Source organism: Paraclostridium sordellii (assembly GCF_000953675.1).
GTDB classification, from domain to species: domain Bacteria; phylum Bacillota; class Clostridia; order Peptostreptococcales; family Peptostreptococcaceae; genus Paraclostridium; species Paraclostridium sordellii.
The window spans coordinates 596913-615214 of record NZ_LN679998.1; the positions used below are offsets into that span (position 1 = coordinate 596913).

Annotated in this window: 19 protein-coding genes; 14 read left to right on the plus strand and 5 right to left on the minus strand. The window is 27.4% G+C overall.

From position 1 onward, the window contains the following. Positions 1–35: 35 nt before the first annotated feature. Positions 36–701, plus strand: coding sequence for an ABC transporter ATP-binding protein (locus tag ATCC9714_RS02880; RefSeq protein WP_021125415.1), 666 nt, complete (start codon positions 36–38; stop codon positions 699–701). Positions 702–848: 147 nt separating this feature from the next. Here ATCC9714_RS02880 and ATCC9714_RS02885 read toward each other — a convergent pair whose 3' ends face one another. Beyond that, positions 849–2036, minus strand: coding sequence for an SAM-dependent methyltransferase (locus ATCC9714_RS02885; protein ID WP_054630551.1), 1188 nt, complete (start codon positions 2034–2036; stop codon positions 849–851). Positions 2037–2191: 155 nt separating this feature from the next. Here ATCC9714_RS02885 and ATCC9714_RS02890 point away from each other — a divergent pair, with 155 nt between their 5' ends. The 5 genes from ATCC9714_RS02890 to ATCC9714_RS02910 all read left to right on the plus strand — a co-directional run bounded on the left by ATCC9714_RS02890 (position 2192) and on the right by ATCC9714_RS02910 (position 6682). Then, complete coding sequence (locus tag ATCC9714_RS02890; protein ID WP_057544415.1) at positions 2192–3580, plus strand: MATE family efflux transporter; 1389 nt, start codon at positions 2192–2194, stop codon at positions 3578–3580. 2 nt (positions 3581–3582) lie between these two features. Then, entirely contained in the window at positions 3583–4221 is a 639-nt protein-coding gene (locus ATCC9714_RS02895) for a pentapeptide repeat-containing protein (protein ID WP_054630553.1), read from the plus strand. A 132-nt stretch (positions 4222–4353) separates the two neighbouring features. Next, the gene (locus ATCC9714_RS02900; RefSeq protein WP_057544416.1) at positions 4354–5034 is read left to right on the plus strand and encodes a bacteriorhodopsin; all 681 of its coding nucleotides are present in this window, start codon (positions 4354–4356) and stop codon (positions 5032–5034) included. Positions 5035–5444: 410 nt separating this feature from the next. Beyond that, positions 5445–5882, plus strand: a complete 438-nt coding sequence (locus tag ATCC9714_RS02905; protein WP_021125406.1) for a YaiI/YqxD family protein — start codon at positions 5445–5447, stop codon at positions 5880–5882. An 8-nt stretch (positions 5883–5890) separates the two neighbouring features. Continuing rightward, a complete protein-coding gene (locus ATCC9714_RS02910) occupies positions 5891–6682 on the plus strand; it encodes a YdcF family protein (RefSeq protein ID WP_054630556.1) in 792 nt (263 codons plus the stop codon). A 17-nt stretch (positions 6683–6699) separates the two neighbouring features. On the opposite strand, the gene ATCC9714_RS02915 is transcribed toward ATCC9714_RS02910, so the two are convergent. Next, a complete protein-coding gene (locus tag ATCC9714_RS02915; protein ID WP_057544417.1) occupies positions 6700–8859 on the minus strand; it encodes a type IA DNA topoisomerase in 2160 nt (719 codons plus the stop codon). A 259-nt stretch (positions 8860–9118) separates the two neighbouring features. Between ATCC9714_RS02915 and ATCC9714_RS02920 the strand changes: the two genes are divergently transcribed. Then, positions 9119–10291: a C40 family peptidase gene (locus tag ATCC9714_RS02920; RefSeq protein ID WP_057544418.1), complete on the plus strand. Its 1173-nt coding sequence runs from the start codon at positions 9119–9121 to the stop codon at positions 10289–10291. A gap of 118 nt (positions 10292–10409) precedes the next feature. Beyond that, a complete protein-coding gene (locus ATCC9714_RS02925) occupies positions 10410–10817 on the plus strand; it encodes a hypothetical protein (RefSeq protein ID WP_021125398.1) in 408 nt (135 codons plus the stop codon). Between the two features lie 70 nt (positions 10818–10887). Here the strand turns inward: ATCC9714_RS02925 and ATCC9714_RS02930 are convergent, their stop codons facing one another. From ATCC9714_RS02930 to ATCC9714_RS02940, 3 genes are read right to left on the minus strand one after another with little or no spacing between them, the layout of a single operon-like run. Then, positions 10888–11460: a manganese catalase family protein gene (locus ATCC9714_RS02930; protein ID WP_054631952.1), complete on the minus strand. Its 573-nt coding sequence runs from the start codon at positions 11458–11460 to the stop codon at positions 10888–10890. Between the two features lie 17 nt (positions 11461–11477). Continuing rightward, positions 11478–11741, minus strand: a complete 264-nt coding sequence (locus ATCC9714_RS02935) for a spore coat protein CotJB (RefSeq protein WP_021125395.1) — start codon at positions 11739–11741, stop codon at positions 11478–11480. Further along, the gene (locus tag ATCC9714_RS02940) at positions 11741–11944 is read right to left on the minus strand and encodes a spore coat associated protein CotJA (protein ID WP_021128953.1); all 204 of its coding nucleotides are present in this window, start codon (positions 11942–11944) and stop codon (positions 11741–11743) included. The genes ATCC9714_RS02935 and ATCC9714_RS02940 overlap by 1 nt, the downstream gene beginning before the upstream one ends. 270 nt (positions 11945–12214) lie before the next feature. Between ATCC9714_RS02940 and ATCC9714_RS02945 the strand changes: the two genes are divergently transcribed. The 6 genes from ATCC9714_RS02945 (at position 12215) to ATCC9714_RS02970 (ending at position 18241) form a co-directional block, all read left to right on the plus strand. After that, entirely contained in the window at positions 12215–13075 is an 861-nt protein-coding gene (locus ATCC9714_RS02945) for a tRNA 2-thiocytidine biosynthesis TtcA family protein (protein WP_021125393.1), read from the plus strand. 121 nt (positions 13076–13196) lie between these two features. Continuing rightward, complete coding sequence (locus ATCC9714_RS02950) at positions 13197–14213, plus strand: 3'-5' exonuclease (RefSeq protein WP_021128952.1); 1017 nt, start codon at positions 13197–13199, stop codon at positions 14211–14213. A 162-nt stretch (positions 14214–14375) separates the two neighbouring features. Beyond that, positions 14376–15389 carry a PTS sugar transporter subunit IIC gene (locus ATCC9714_RS02955; protein WP_054631949.1) on the plus strand — a complete coding sequence of 338 codons (1014 nt, stop codon included), beginning with the start codon at positions 14376–14378 and terminating at the stop codon, positions 15387–15389. 202 nt (positions 15390–15591) lie between these two features. Continuing rightward, positions 15592–16770 carry an MORN repeat-containing protein gene (locus ATCC9714_RS02960; protein WP_057544419.1) on the plus strand — a complete coding sequence of 393 codons (1179 nt, stop codon included), beginning with the start codon at positions 15592–15594 and terminating at the stop codon, positions 16768–16770. Positions 16771–16850: 80 nt separating this feature from the next. Then, complete coding sequence (locus ATCC9714_RS02965) at positions 16851–17276, plus strand: NfeD family protein (protein WP_057544420.1); 426 nt, start codon at positions 16851–16853, stop codon at positions 17274–17276. 26 nt (positions 17277–17302) lie between these two features. Next, a complete protein-coding gene (locus ATCC9714_RS02970; RefSeq protein WP_055332423.1) occupies positions 17303–18241 on the plus strand; it encodes an SPFH domain-containing protein in 939 nt (312 codons plus the stop codon). The last annotated feature ends 61 nt before the right edge of the window (positions 18242–18302 follow it).

An 18302-nucleotide genomic window follows, 5' to 3' on the forward strand; every position in this document is an offset into this window, starting at 1 on the left:
TTAGATATTTTAATATAAATTTGGAGGGAAACAATATGTCAATTTTAGAAACTATAAATTTATCAAAAACTTATGGAAGTAAAGAAAGCAAAGTAAATGCGCTTGATAATATAAATATAAATATAGAAAAAGGAGAATTTGTTGCAATAATAGGGCCTAGTGGAAGTGGTAAAAGTACATTACTACATTTATTAGGAGGGCTTGAGAGATTAAGCGGAGGAAGTATAAAAGTAAATGAAAAAGATATAAGTAAATTAAAAGATAAAGAACTTGCAGAGTATAGAAGAAAGGAAGTAGGTTTTGTATTCCAACAATATAACTTAATTCCAGTATTAAATGTAGAAGAGAATATAGAACTTCCTCTTATGTTAGGAAATGATGATATAGATGAAATATATATAAGCGAACTTATAGATATATTAGGGTTAAAAGAACGTAAAAAACATCTTCCAAGTCAATTATCAGGAGGACAGCAACAAAGAGTAGCAATAGGAAGAGCTTTATCTACAAAGCCGAGTATAATACTTGCAGATGAACCAACAGGAAATCTAGATAGTAAAACCACAGAAGAAGTAATGGAACTTTTAAAAAAATCTATAAAAAAATATAATCAAACTCTAATAGTTATAACTCATGATCAAAACATAGCTAAAAAAGCAGATAGGATAATTAATATAGTAGATGGTCACATAAAAATTTAAATAAAAATGGAGTACTACTTTAGTACTCCATTTTTTATGTAAGTTTATATAAATATTCTATGTTCGTTTATGTAAATTAAAAAATGTACATATTTCTCAGTACAATCTGGGTAATTATAACAAGAAATCTACTCATTTTTATATAAGTTAATCTTCGTACATATAAGCTCTAGTCATCTTAATTTCGTTATTAACATCTTTACTTATTAATATTTGATGCAAATCTATAACTCCATTATTAAAACATGCAGCACAAGAAGTTAGATATAAATCCCACATTCTTACGAATTCTTCACCAAACATACCTTTTACAGTATCTCTTTCTTTATCAAAGTTTTTATACCATTCTATTAAAGTTCTAGTATAATGTCTTCTTAAACTTTCAACATCTAAAGTGTAGAAATTATATTTTGGGAATAAATCTATAATTTCACGTAATGATGGAATAACACCACCTGGGAATATATACTTTTTAATCCAAGCATCGCCAGGAGATTCAGTAAGGCCACTTATGTAATGTAGTAAGAAAAGACCTTTTGGTTTTAACACACTATTTACATTTTTTAAATATAAATCGTAATGTTCACGTCCAACATGTTCAAGCATACCGACACTTACGATTTTATCAAAAGACATTCCAGAATGCTCAAGATCTCTATAGTCCATAAGTTTAACCTCTAAATAATCTTCAAGACCTTCTTTTTCTATTCTTTCTTGGAATTTTTTATATTGCTCTTCACTTAAAGTAATACCAGTTCCTTTGACTTTATATTTTTTAGCAGCTTCTATAAGTAAGTAACCCCAACCACATCCTATATCTAATAGAGTTTCTCCTTCAGATAATTGAAGTTTCTTTAAGATATAGTGTATCTTATTCATTTGAGCTTCATATAATGTATCGTTTTCATTTTTGAAATAAGCACAAGAATAACTAAGTGTTTTGTCTAACCAAAGACTGTAAAAATCATTACCAAGATTATAATGATAGCAAACTTCAGATTTTTGCTTTTTTTCATTCCCTGCTTTAGAGAATATTTTACCAAGCTTTGCAAAGTTAGTATGGAAATGATCTTTTTGACAACCAAATAAGGTATCAAGAGTAACTAATAAGTCTCCGTCTATACTAATGTCATTTCTCATGTAGGCTTCCCCTAGAGTTAAAGAAGTACTAGTTAATAAGTCTTTTTTACTTAGAGGGTTATTAAAGCAAACCTTAAATACGGGATCTCCTTCACCTACTAAAAACTCTTCACCATCCCAAAGTTTAACTTCAAATGGATTTGAATGTAGCTTTGAAACAAATTCTTTAATAAATATTTTATCTAGATTGTTCATATTAAACGTCACCTCTTTAGTTACAATACCCATAAAATGGAAAATAAAACAAAGGAAATTAAAAAAATTAAGTCACTATGTATTGACTGTGGTGTAACTACATACTTTATAGTAATAAGTAGAGTAGATTTAAAGATTGAAAATAGGAGGCATAAATGAAAAATTCACTATCAGAAAGTTTTACTTTTCCAGCACTTATAAAGTTTACGATACCATCAATTGTTATGTTGGTGTTTATATCTTTATATACGATAGTAGATGGAGTATTTGTATCAAGATTTATAAATACGGATGCATTATCAGCAGTTAATATAGTATATCCGTTTATAAATGTTGTAATAGCAGTGGCTGTAATGCTTGCAACTGGAAGTAGTGCAGTTATAGCTAAAAAATTAGGGGAAAATAAATCTAAAGAGGCAAAAGAGAACTTTACATTAATTATAATATTAGGACTTATTTTAGGAATTTTAATAGCTTTACTAGGATTTATATTTACAAAACCTATATTATATATGATGGGTTCAACAGAAAATTTATATAATTATTGCTTGGACTATTTTTTAGCCCTTCTTATATTTGTTCCTGCATTTATAATTAACTTATTATTTCAATACCTAACTATAACAGCAGGAAAGCCAAATATAGGATTGATATTAACTATAATTGGTGGGCTTACAAATATGATACTTGATTATATTTTTATAGTACCTATGGATATGGGAATAGCAGGAGCTGCACTTGCTACAGGTATGGGGAATTTAATACCATCTATACTAGGAACGATATATTTTATAAAAAAAAGATCAATTCTTTATTTTGTAAAACCTAAGCTGGATTTAAAAGTTATATTAAATTCTTGTGCAAATGGTTCATCTGAAATGGTAACAAATTTATCAACAGGAGTTACTACTATGCTATTTAATATAGTAATGATGAAACTTTTAGGATCTGATGGAGTAGCTGCTATAACTATAGTTTTATATGGTCAATTTTTAATTACTTCTGCATATATAGGATTTTCTTCTGGAGTAGCTCCAATTATAAGTTATAATTATGGTAATAGGAATAAATTTGAACTTAAAAAATTAATTAAGTACAGTACTAGATTTATTGCTATGAGTTCAGTGATACTTTTTTTAATATCGATGTTTTTTGCACCAAATATAGTTGGAATATTTTCACCTAAAGGAACAAAGGTATTTGAAATTGGGTATAAAGGATTTATGATATTTTCAATTAGTTTTTTAGTAACAGGAGTAAATATATTCGCATCAGCTATGTTTACAGCTTTTTCAAATGGGAAAATATCAGCTACCATATCATTTTTAAGAACATTTATATTTATAGTATCTGGAATACTGATACTACCTATGTTTTTAGACGTTAATGGAGTATGGCTATCTGTTCCTATAGCAGAAATATTATCGATGATAATATCTATAGTATTTATACTTAAGTATAAAGATATTTATGGGTATGGAAAAGAAACTGAAACTCAAAAAACTGATAAAAAAAATCCGTATAAAGACATAAAGGAGTTTTAGATATGAAAATCAAAATACAAGAACCTAAGATAAGTAATAATTTAGTAGAATCTTATGATGTAATTGATGAGATTTTTGAGGAAGAACGTTTAGAAGAAAAAATAATTGAAAATACTACTATATCTGGAGTGTATGAAGTAAGATTAACTTTAAATTCTTGTGTATTTAAAAATGTAGTATTTGAAAATTGTGATTTTAGAAAACTTGATGCAACTGATGTAATTTTTGAAAATTGCAATATGTCTAATATAAATTTTGCAGATAGTGGGATGTATAGGGTTAAATTTGTTAATTGTAAGTTAACAGGTACTAGATTTGAAGACTCTATATTAAAAGACGTAATTTTTTATGAGTGTTTAGGAAGATATTCTAATTTTTCTTTTGCAAAGTTTAAGGGAGTGACAATAGAAAACTCAGATTTTCAAAGTGCAGTTTTTCAAGAGGTGGAAAATTACAGATTAAACTTAGATTTTTCAGAGTTATCAAAATGTACATTTAGTGGGACTTCCTTAAAAGGGGTTGATTTTACAACTTGCAACATAGAAAATTGCGAATATAAAGTTCTAGATGTAGCGGGTGGAACTTTTTCTATCGCACAAGCTTTAGAATTATCTAAGCTTTTAAGAATAACAATAAAGTGATAATATGAAACTATCTTAAAATTAGTAAAGTAGGATACTTTTTTAAGATAGTTTTTTTATGTATTTAAAAGAATTTTTAAAAAAAATTTGGTAAAACTAGGAACAAAATGAAAATTGAAAGGACTTGAAAGCATGAATCAATCAGTTGTTTTCAGTAATTATTTTTGTGCAATATTTATGCTAATAAGCACAGTAATTTTATTTATAAATAGAGAAAAATTTAAAATGCTTTTTAAAAAGTTATATAATTTAGGATTTCTGATTTTAAGTATTTCAGCAATTTTATATATTATTATATCTATTAATTTCAATTATCCAGTAAGTGATAAACTAATTTACTTCAATAGATATCTAGACTGGATTTTAACTACACCATTATTAGTAATAATGCTTTATTTCATAGGAATGTATTATGAAAAAACAAACGAAAAAACTATACTTAAAATAGTTATTATAGATGTAATAATGATTTTAAGTGGATTATTATCTGATATATCCATAGGACCAAGCAAATACTTATGGATTTTAGTTGGTAGTATCTCGTTTTTAATAATTTTATACATTTTATGGGGTCCAGTTGAAAAAGTGGCTAGTACTCAAGGATGTGATATATATAGGGTATATAAAATTTTAGCAATATGGTTTACTGTATTTTGGATAGGATATCCGATAATTTGGTTTTTAGGTAAGTCAGGGTTAGGTATAGGAAATCGAAAAATTTTCAGCTGTTTATCTATTGTAACTCCTGCTATGTTTAAAGTAGGATTTGTAACATATAGTTTAAAAAAAATTAAAGATATCATTAATTTATAGAAAAAATACATTTAAAATATGGAAAATAAATTTAAATTTTAATTTAAATTTTAAAAATAATCCATTATGTCGTAAAAAAATTTTTTTCCAAAAAATATTAATTTTAGTATAGATTTTCTAAAAAAGTTGTAGTATTATTTAAACATAGGCAACAAGATTAGACAAAAAGTGAAAACAGAAGACAATAGGAAATGACATAAATTTTAGATATATTAAAAGGATAATCATCCCAATGATTCCTTATAACCTTTAGATAAAATACTATCCCCCCATAAAATAGTATTTTAAACCTAATACCCACCCATTTAAAAGACTGTATCGGAAGCAGTCTTTTTTTTTATGTATTTTAGTAGTATGATTAATGTAGAACATTTAGATACATTTCACAAATTAAATTAGGAGATAAAATTATGAAGATATTAATAGATGCTGATGGATGTCCAGTAGTAGATGAAACAATAAAAATAGGAAAAAAATTTAATATAGAAACTATAATAATGTGTGATACTTCTCACATGTTCAACAAACCAGGAATTGAGATAATAACTCTTCCTAAAGGAGCGGACTCTGTTGACTTTGCACTTATCAATAAAGTAAATAAAGGTGATATAGTAATAACGCAAGATTATGGATTAGCAGCAATGGTTTTATCTAAGGGTGGATATCCGATAAATCAAAATGGAATAGTTTATACTGACGAAAATATTGACCAATTATTATACACAAGACACTTATCTAAAAAAGCAAGAAATTCAGGTTCTAGAATGAAAGGACCTAAAAAAAGGCAAAAAGAAGATGATATAAGGTTTGAAGAGAATTTAATAAATCTTATAAATAATCATAAATAAGGTTAAATATGAAATTAAAGTCATACAACAATAAACAAATATATTGGTTAGTAGGATTGATATTTATTAGTCTGCTTATAATAAAAATAGGTGGAGATAACTTTCAAACAATATTTATAATAAGTGTTATTTGGTTAATATATATAGGAATTTTCATAAAAAGTTTAGCTAAATTAAAAAATAAAAAGTGGTTAATCATAACATCTAAAATTTATAATGTCTTGATATTTATATTTATAATAACTTTTATTTTACTAGAAATATTTTTATGTATAAATATAATCAATTTTAAAGAAGCAAAGGATATAGAAAATTTAGAATATATAATAGTTCTAGGAGCAGGCCTTGATGGTGAGAATGTTGGGAACACACTAAAATCAAGGTTAGATAAAGTTATAGAATATAAACTTTCAAATGGAAATACACAGGTAATAGTATCTGGGGGTCAAGGTAAAGATGAAGTTATTTCTGAGGCAGAAGCTATGAAAAGATATCTAATAAAAAATGGAATAAAAGAAAATCAAATTATAAAGGAAGATAAATCAACAACGACATTAGAAAACATTAAGTTTAGTAAATCAATTTTAAAAGATAGAAATGATGAAAATGAAAAAGTATTAATAGTAACTAATGATTTTCATTTAACAAGAGCAAGAATAATTGCTAATTTATTAGGAATAAAAAGTGAAGGGCTAGCATCACAAACACCTATAAGAATTAGAATAAACTATTTAGTTAGAGAGTACCCAACTATGATAATAGACTTGGTTAGGACATCCATATATGCTTTAAACAATTAAAAAAGAAGACTCAATTATTATTTTGAGTCTTCTTTTTTTTCAAACTCCATATCCCAAGAGAAATATCCATTATCTTTTTTAGTATATTTTAATATTGCATCAAATTTATTTCCACTTTTACTAGTTAAGCCTTTTACTTTTGCAAATCCATTTTTTAAAATGCTTTTAACCATAGTTTTATTAGGCTTTTTCTTTAAGGTTAATAAAAATTTATCTGTATTCCATATTCCAAACTTACATTCTTTGTAGTTAGTACAAATGTATCCCTTAGAACACTCAATAACATCATTTTTACATATAGGGCATACACCTAAGCTTTCTTGTTTAGACCCATCACTAGAGAATGTTCCTTTAGAGTATCTTTTAGTTTTAGGGTTATAACTATAAACTTCTGTACTAATATTTTTATTAGTATCATTTTTGATAGTTTCTACGCCATTTACTATGAAGCTCATTATATTAGTTAAATATTGACTTCTAGTAAATTCTCCTCTTTGAATATCACTTAGGCTTTTTTCAAGTTTACCAGTATAATCAACATCAAGTAAATCTTTTAAAGGAAATATTTCAACTAAATTTTTACCTAAATCAGTTATATAATAAGATTTACCTTTCTTATGAACATATCCAACTTCAGCTATTTTTTTTAAAACTTCAGCACGAGTTGCAGAAGTACCTATAGAGTAACCTGATAATACTGCTGTATCATCATCAGAAATATTTTTACCACAATTTTTCATAGCTTTTAATAAAGTGTCCTCAGTATAAGACTTAGGGGGAGTAGTTTGCTTAGTTAATATATCCATTTTAACAACATCAACTATATCATCTTTATTGACAAAAGGTAATAAATCATCTTTTTCTTCTTTATTATAAACTTCTAAAAATCCTTTTACCTTAAGAACCTTTCCTTTTGTTAAAAACTTATGATCATTAACATATGTGTGTATTTCTGTATTTTCATACTCAGCAGGAGGCATAAAGTTTGCTATAAATCTATCCTTTATGGCATTATAGACAATCTCTTCATCTGAAGTTAATTTATTTGGAACTATATAAGTAGGAATTATAGCACTATGGCTATCTACTTTTGAAGAGTCGAAAACTCGTTTAGTTTTAGCAAATTTAATTTTATTTTCATAAGGAAGACCAACCTTAAGTTTTTCTAAAGTCTGAGCAGCTTTTCCAGCTAAACTTTCTTCTAAGTAAATAGAATCGGTTCTAGGATAAGTTATAAATCCACCTTTACCTTTACCTTCATATAATGATTGACATACTTTTAATACCTTATCAGAAGTAAAGTTAGAATGTTTAGAAGTTATATATCCTTGAAGAGAAGTTAAACTAAATAGTTTTGGGGCATATTCTTTAGAATTTGAAACTTTTTTCTCTTTTATAACTCCTTTATCTGAGGTAATACTTTCGATGACTTTATTAGCATCATCTACACTATCAAATTTAGACTCTTTTCCTTTAATGTATTTACCTTTATAATTTCCATTATCACATTTAAAGTTACCTTCTATCTCAAAATAAGTTTTTGGAATGAAGTTTGATATCTCCATATCTCTATCATAAACTAACTTTACAGTTGGAAGTATAACTCTACCAATATTTAAAAGTTTACCATTACCATATTTTAAAGTAGTCATAGATGTAAAATTGATTCCAATTAACCAGTCAGTTACAAGTCTAGTATATCCTGCGGCTTGTAAATTTCTCATTTGTTCATCTGTTTTTAAATTAGATAATCCTCTTTTTATATCTTCAGGAGTCCATTCATTAACTAATATTCTTTTAATTGGCTTTTTATTTTTCGCTGTCAGAAAAATTAAAAAAGCTATCAGTTCACCTTCTCGGTCGTTATCTGTAGCGTTAATTATTTCATCGACATCATCTCTATGAATTAGCGATTTAACTATATTGAATTGTTTAGTTTTAGATGAATCAACTTTGAATCTAAATTTATCAGGTATAAAAGGAAAGTTTTCGCTTTTCCAAGAACCTGCATAAGCTTTATCATAGTCTTTAACATCATACAAAGAAACTAAGTGACCGACAGCATAAGTAACTATATAGTTATTTCCTTCAAAATATCCATCGTGTTTAGTCTTAGCACCTAAAAAAGATGCTATTGTTTTTGCAACAGAGGGTTTTTCTGCTAATATTAGTTTCATACTTAAACCTCCTTAATAAAACCTAATAAATATATTAGCACATAAAAAGCATATTCTCCAATAAAAGTATGCAAATTATCAAGTAAGATAAATATAAAAAGATAATTGGTGTAGTATTAAGAATACTTGAAAAAACATGTAATAAATGGCAAAAAACCAATATGTATAGACAATTATATATACTTTTGCAATAATACTTATAGTGTAAAATATTTATGTTTAACAATGGAGTTAATTCACAGGGAGAGGAGTTAAATAAATGAGTTTTAAGAAAAAAAATATGGCGGCTGGATTAATATCAGCAGCAATAATACTTCCGACATCAACAGGAGTATCCTTTGCAAATGGAAATAATGAGGGGAATTTACAAATAAAGAGTGTTGATCATAGAGTTGTCACAGGAAATAGAGTGAATTTTAGAAAAGGGCCAGGAACAAATTATAATTCAATAGGAAAATTAAATAAAGGTGACAGGGTTGAATATCTAGAAACGGTAGGATCTTGGATTAAAGTAAAGCACAATTCAAATGAAGGTTTTGTACATAGCAATTACATATCAACTTCTTCTAACACCGGTGAAAGTAATGAAGATACTAGTGTGAAAAGTGAAAAGCAAGTAACAGGAAATAGAGTAAACTTTAGAAAAGGACCAGGGACAAGTTATTCAATAATAACTTCGCTAAATAAAGGAACAAAAGTAGGGTATATATCAGAAAACAATGGATGGGCAAAGATAAGCTACAATGGGAATATAGGATATATGTCAACTAATTACTTGGCAACTATCGATTCAAATAGTGGAGGAAATAATTCTGAAAGTAATGAGGATAGTACTGTAAAAAGTGAAAGGCAAGTAACAGGAAATAGAGTGAATTTTAGAAAAGGACCAGGAACAAATTATTCAGTAATAACTTCGTTAAATAAAGGAACAAAAGTGGGATACATATCAGAAAGTAATGGATGGGCAAAAGTAAATTACAATGGAACAATAGGATATATGTCGGCTAATTATATAGGAACTATTAATTCGAACCCTGGGGCAGGAGAATCTGGAACATCTCAAGGAGCAGATGCAGTTATATCTTTAGCTAAACAACAATTAGGAAAACCGTATGTATGGGGAGCTGAAGGGCCTAGTAGCTTTGATTGTTCAGGATTTACTCAATATGTATTTAAAAATGCAGCAGGAAAAAATTTACCTAGAGTTTCAAAAGAACAAAGTAAATTTGGACAATCTGTGAATAAAAGTAATCTTCAAAAAGGAGATTTAATATTCTTTGACACAGATAAAGATGGAGTAGTAAATCATGTTGGAATATATATGGGGAACAATGAATTTATACATGCTTCATCAGGTGGGAAAAAAGTTATAATATCACAACTAAATAGTTATTATAATTCTGTATATACAAATGCAAGAAGAGTATTATAAAAAAATAAAAAGCTTAAGCTTTTTATTTTTTTATTTATATACGTATAAATAATAGCATAAATTGAAAATACTAATAAAGTCAGTATAAGCAGATTATTAATTTTTAAGGAGCGTATTTATGTGCCTAATAACTGATTTTTACCAATTTAAATACAGTAGAAATAACTACTATATAGAATTTTATATGAATAGAGAAGCTGTTGAAATAATAGAAAACGCCCTAGATGAACGGTTAAGTAACTGTGTGAGTGATAGAGATTCTGAATGTGCATATATGAGATTAAAAGAACTTTTTCAGACATCTAGGATAAATAGTAATTTACCATATGTAGAAATCAGAATGAATAAGTGTTATATGACCTATATATCTAATCTTCAATTATATTTTACAAACAGAGGACAATATGAGGTTTTGGATGTCCTTTATAAATATTTAGAAACATATATGGTTGGAGAGTATGATAATTTAAGGGTATTTAATATATTAGACGAAGACACAAAGATTAGGGTTTTGTCTAATGTTTAAAAATAACAAAAAACTCAAGTAGCTTCTATAATTTTATACAGAAGCTACTTGAGTTTTTTATTTTTTTTTATTAAAACATTTGTTTTTGTTCTTGATAATCATAAACATCCATTAAAGCTTCACCGAATCTTTGATAATGAATGATTTCTCTTTCACCTAAGAAACGAAGTACATTTTTTATATCTACATCATCAGTTAAATTTACAAGCTGATAATAAGTTGCTAAAGCTTTTTGTTCAGCAGCCATATCTTCATGAAGGTCAGTAACTGGATTACCCATAACTGCTATTGCACAAGTTGAGAAAGGAACTCCATGAGCATCTGATGGGAATATTCCAAATCCATTTTGGGCATAGTTTTCACCAAGACCTGCTTTTCTTAGTTCTTCTGGTGTAGCATCTTTAGTAAGTTGGTAAACCATACTGGCAATCATTTCAACATGAGCCAACTCTTCTGTTCCAATATCTGTCAACAAGGCTTTTGATTTACCAGTAGGCATAGTGAATCTTTGAGATAAATATCTTACAGCAGCGGCTAATTCACCGTTAGGCCCCCCAAACTGAGTTATTAAAAACTTTGCCATTTTTAAATCTTTAGATTTTAGATTAACTGGATGTTCTAATGTTTTTTGATATATCCACATAAAAATTTCCTCCCTATTTACATTTCATAAAATTCATTTTCCCAAGGCCAAGGGCTTTCTACCCATTGAAAGGGGCATTGACTTGGAGAATAACCAAAATTAGTTAAAGGTCCAAATTTTTTCTCATAACACATTCTAGCTTTAGCAAATTCAGCACAAAGTTTATTATAAGTAGCTATAGCTCTTGCATCTTCTGGATTATTGTCTAAATATAGATTTAAATCTACACAAGCAAAACAAAGTTCTTCTATAGTAGTTAACATTTCAGCTCTTGTATCCATTATTTTCTACCTCCATTTTTTACTTTTTTATTTCTATATAAATTTTTATTATACATAGTTGAATCCCATAAATTTAATTCAGGAAAAATTGTCCCATACTCTAATGCCTTTGGTAAGGTATACATCTTACTAAATATTTGATTATTTACATAAGGACGTGCTAAATCACACCCGCAGTTTTTTTGTACAGCTCTATCGTTCACCAAAATTCCTCCAATCCTAATTAATTTACAGAAGATATAGTTAATAAGGGTTGTATTAACTGTATCTAATAGCATAATATTCATTTATAGATAAATAGTTACACTAAATTTAAAAAAATAAAAAAGCTAATAAAACATAGAAATTTAAAGAAATAAACACAATAAAAAAATTTTCTGGGAAATAATTAGATATAAGGAATGAATATCTTGAACTAATATTAGTCTTTATGATAAAATAAGTTGCATGTTCACAAAAAATGAGGTGATTTAATGAGCGAATTAGCAGGAAAAGGCTGTGAAATTATAGTTCCTTTTGATGAAAGACAGCCACTTAAAGATATTGAAAGAAGTATAGTAAAGAGATATAGAAAAAATTTATGGTCGAAATTTATTAAAGCGATAAAAAATTATAATTTAGTAGAAGAAGGAGATAAAATTGCAGTTGCTATCTCTGGAGGAAAAGACAGTTTACTTATGGCTAAAATGTTTCAAGAGTTAAAAAGGCATAGTCCTGTAAACTTTGAAGTTGAATTTATAGCAATGGATCCAGGGTATCATAAAGATATAAGACAATTATTAGTTGATAATTGTGAGTATTTAGATATACCTATACATCTATTTGATTCTAGAATTTTTGAAATTGCAGATGAAATAGCTAAAGATTATCCTTGCTATATGTGTGCAAGAATGAGAAGAGGAGCTTTATATTCTAAGGCAGAAGAATTAGGATGCAATAAGTTGGCACTTGGACATCATTATGATGATGTTATAGAAACAACAATGCTAAATTTATTGTGTGCAGGAAACTTTAAGACAATGCTTCCAAAATTGAAATCTACTAACTTTGACGGGATACAAATAATTAGACCATTATACTATATAAGAGAAGAACATATCGTAAGATTTATACAAAATAGTGGAATATGGCCATTAAATTGTGCTTGTATGGTAGCGGCTAAAAAAACTGGAAATAAAAGATATGAAATAAAGGACCTTATAAAAAATCTAGGTGATAACTTTAAAGATGTAGAAAAATCTATATTTAAAGCGGCGGAAAATGTAAATATGGATTCAATCTTAGGGTGGCAACAGGATGGAGAAAAACATTCATTCCTAGAAAGGTTTGAGTAGGATGTACTTAAGTACATCCTTTTTCTTTTAATTGATATTAATAAAAATATATTATAAAATTATATTATTATAAGTAAGGGTAAAATATATAGTTTTTTTAACACTAGAAAGGATTAAAGGGATGAAAAAAATATATGTAGACTTTGAGATGAATATGTCAAATTCTAAATATGGAAGAGATATAAATAATGCTGATATAATTGCAATTGGGGCTGTTAAATATGACACTATAAGCAAAAAAATCTCAAGTTTTAAATCATTAATAAAGCCAGTTAGCAATATAGATGTATATCCTCATATAGAGGAACTTACTAAAATAACAAATGAGGATTTAGAAAATGCACCTAATTATGAAGAGGTGATGAGAAATTTTAAAAAGTGGTTAGGAAATTTTTCTGATATTCAAGGAATTTATACATTTGGAAATTTAGATTTGACTTGTTTTGCTAATACAGACAGGAGAAGTGCGAAAAAAAATAATCATCCTAGATTTGTAAATAATATAAAAGATTTATTTATAGATATAAAAAAACATTACTTAAATCAAGGAATTAGATGTATTAATTATGTATCATTAAAAAATTTATTAGAGTGGGCAAATGTTGAATTTGATGGAAATGCACATGACCCTTTAGCAGATGCATATAACTTATTAATATTAGATAATACTCTATCATCACAAAAGGAAATAAGAGAATTATTAATTATAAAAGATATAATTAAAAAGCCGTTTATAGAATTGAACAACGATTTAGAACATAATTTTGAAGAATATAAAGAAAGTGTACATAGTAAAAATAAAAATTTATGTCTAGATTACATATCTATAGAAATTATAAAAACATTTAGATTGTATTTAGAATCTATAATAGATATAGATATACATAACATAGAAGAATTAAAAGATATAGAAAAGAAATTATTAATATTTAATAATGTTATTGATATAAAAGGTGGGTTTTTTTACTTACTTGAAAGTGTATATTTTGATATGATGGATTTATTAGAAGATTTATCATTTTATAAGCTAAATAGAGAAGAATATAAAAGGGAATTAATTAAAATTTTAGAATTATTTGAAGAAGATTTAGAATATGAAAATATACATTTATTTGAAAGATTAGAAGCCAGTTACTAAGCCAATTATAATAGTAGCTGGCTAATTTATATGCCTATATAAAATATTAAATATAATGTAAAAATTTAGAAAATTGTTGCTAATAGTAAGGAATTAAACTATAATATAAGAAAAAGAGAAAACGTTTTGCGATTAGGGCGAGACAGAGGAGGCTTTAAAAAAATGGAAGTTTTAAAGGGAACATTATTACTATTAATGGTGCTAACCGCATTTTCTGTATTTAGTTACAAGGCGCCACATGGTATGAAAGCAATGGGAGCATTAGCAAGTGCAGCCTGTGCTACATTTTTAGTTGAAGCAATACAATTTTCACTTCTAGGAGAAACAATCGGAATACCATTTCTTAGCCAATTAGGATCAATCAGTGGAGGATTAGGAGGTTTAGCAGCAGCTACATTAGTTATGTTATCATTAGGAGTTTCACCTGTATATTCAATGTTACTAGGAATAACTTGTTCAGGTTTAGGAATATTACCAGGATTTATAGCTGGATACTTAATGTCATTTGTTGTTAAATTTATAGAAGAAAAAGTACCACCAGGTTTAGATTTATTAGTTGTGATAATATTAATGGCTCCTTTAACAAGATTTATAGGTGTAAATCTAGAGCCAGTAGTAAACAGTACTTTATTAGCTATAGGAGACATAATAGCTGGATCAACAAATTCAAGTCCAATAATAATGGGAATTATAATTGGAGGTTTCTTTACATTAATATCAACATCTCCATTAAGTTCTATGGCGCTTACAGCTATGCTAGGTTTAACAGGTGTACCTATGGCAATAGCAGCACTTCCTATATCAGCAACATCATTTGCAAACTTTATCTTATTTAAAAAATTAAAATTTGGAGACACAAGAGATACTATATCAGTGGTAATCGAACCATTAACACAAGCAGATATAATATCAGCAAATCCAATTCCTATATATGTAACAAATTTCATAAGTGGTGCACTTGGAGGAATAGTAGTTTCAGCTATGGGACTTGTAAACAATGCACCAGGAACAGCAGCACCATCAGCAGGACTTCCGGTTATGTTTGCATTTAACCCAGCAAAAGAAGTTTTAATATGTATGGCAATATGCGCTGTATTAAGTACTATTGTAGGTTTTGCAGCAAGTTTTGTATTTAGAAATCATAAAATTGTTACAGCTGCAGAAATCAGAGGTTAAATTACATAATTAATTAAATAAAAAATTAAGGACTATCTCAAATTAAGTTTAAATAAATAATATATATTATTTACCTAAACTTAATTTAGATAGTCTTTTTTATATAAATTTAAAATTATTGATTAAAATGTCGTAGAATAAAATTCATTTTTTGGGACTTGCATATATAGATTTATATTATAAGTATATATGGGGGGATAAAATGGAATCTATAAAATCATATTTTGAAATTGTATTTTTAATATTTATATTATTATCATCTATATTTATAGGATTTAAAATTTTAGTTTTAATTATCGAAATAAAAAAGGGGAAACAAAAGAATTTTAATTTTAGATGTACAACAAAACAGAATATAACATTTCCGATAAGAAAAAGTGAGTACTTTGAAAGTAATAAAGAAAATCATAACTCAAATATTCAAAATAGAAAGCAAGAAAAAAATGAAAGATATGAAATAATAAAATATGATAATGGAGATGCATACAAAGGAGAATTAGTAAATGGAAAGAGGAATGGTTTTGGAGTTTGTATATTTAAAAATAAAGATAGATATGAAGGACTATGGAAAGATGATTTAATGCATAGCATTGGAAAATATATATATAAGGATGGAGCAACTTATAGTGGTGATTTTAGATTAGGTATTATTGAAGGTGTAGGTATGTATACTTTTTCTAACAAGGATATTTTTAAAGGTGAATTTAAAAATGGATTGAAAAATGGAAAAGGAGTTATAAGTTATAGGAATGGAGATAAATTTATAGGATATTTTAAGAATGATTTAAAAAATGGAAAAGGAAAGTATACATCTGTTGATGGAGGCATATATGAAGGTGAGTACAAAGATGATAAATTAAATGGAAAAGGAAGTTATATTTATCCAAATGGAAGTAAGTATGTAGGAGATTTTAAAGATAATGTATATAATGGTCATGGAGTATACACATATGAAAATGGAGATATTTATGAAGGTGAGTTTAAATATGGATATAAAAAAGGGTATGGAACAATAAGATATAGAAACAAGGAACTTTATAAAGGTGAGTGGAAGAATGATTTATTTGAAGGAAATGGAACTTATGTATATAAAGATAAATCAGTATATGAAGGAGAGTATTTAGAAGGTGTAAGATATGGAATAGGAACTTATAGTTGTGATGCATATAAATATATAGGAGAGTGGAAAAATAATCAAAAAGAAGGGATTGGGACATACTATTTAGTAGATGGGTCTAAAGTAGAAGTAACAATAAAAGATGAGAAAATAATTAAAGGTGTTCATAAAAAGGTAAATGGAGATGAGTGCAAAATAAACACCATTGATATAACAGAGTATGAAAAACATTTAATAAAAAATAAGATGGAATTATCTAAGTAGTTACAATAAAGCTACAAAGATTAAATAGGTATCCAAAAAGTATAGTAAATAATATATAGTATATTTAAGGAGGAGATGTTATGTTTTTAACGTGGATTATAATAGGGATAATATTACTTATAATTGAAGCTATCACAATTAGTTTTGTATCAATATTTTTTGCCATTGGTTGTTTTATAGCTGCAATAACTTCTTTAGCAGTTGATTCAATTGGATTCCAAATAGTAGTAATGTGTATTTTTTCTGGAATAGGGGTTATATTTGGAAGAAAAATATTGCAAAGATATTTTGAAGTCAACAAAGAAGTAAAAGCATCAACTATAAATGCCCTAACTGGCAAAACTGGAGTTGTAACTAAAGACATAACTCAAGATGAAATCGGGCTTGTTAAGATAGAAGGTGAAATATGGAGTGCAGCTTCAATAAGTTCAGAGTATATACCTAAAAACTCAAATGTTTTAATAGAAAATATAGATGGGGTAAAATTAATAGTAAAAAAAATATAAATATATAATAGGAGGTAGATTATATTATGTTTGCAACAATATTTTTCACTGTTTTAATAATCTTAGTTATAGTTTTAGCTATATCTACAATTAAAATAGTAAAGCAATCAGAAGTAATTATAGTAGAAAGATTAGGAAAGTATAGAACAACAGGAGAATCAGGACTTAACATAGTTGTTCCAATATTAGATAGAGTTGTTAAAAGAATTGACCTTAGAACTCAGGTTATAGATTCACCACCGCAACCAGTAATAACTAAGGATAACGTTACTATGTCAATAGACACAGTTGTTTATTATCAAATAACAGATTCTTTTAAAGCAACTTATGAAATTGCTAATTTAGTTCAAGCAATAAGATATTTAACAACAACAACTTTAAGAGATGTTATAGGGACTATGGAGTTAGACAGAACATTATCATCAAGAGATGATGTTAATAATAAGTTAAGAATTATACTTGATGAAGCTACAGATAAATGGGGAGTTAGAGTAGAGAGGGTTGAAATAAAAAATATAGACCTTCCAGCTGACATTAAAGAAGCAATGGAAAAACAAATGAGAGCAGAAAGAGAAAAACGTGCTGTAATACTTCAAGCAGAAGGTACTAAACAAGCGGCTATAACTGAAGCTCAAGGTCTTAAAGAATCACAAATATTAAAAGCAGAAGGTGAAAAACAAACTGCAATACTTCATGCAGAAGCTCAAAGAGAAGCTCAAATAAGAAGAGCAGAGGGGGAAGCTGAAGCAATTAAAAAAGTTGCAGATGCAGAAGCTAGTAGGGTAAAAATGGTTTATGACGCACTTAAAAATGCAAATATTGATGAAGCTATGTTATCCGTTAAGTATGTAGAAGCTTTAAATGAAATGGCTAAAGGTGACAATAAGGTATTTATACCTTATGAATCTCAGGGATTACTTGGAAGTATAGGAGCTATAAAAGAACTATTAGCTGATAAAAAATAAAATACAAATAAAAAAAGTAACTTGGTAAGGATTTAGTATATTACCAAGTTACTTTTTTTAT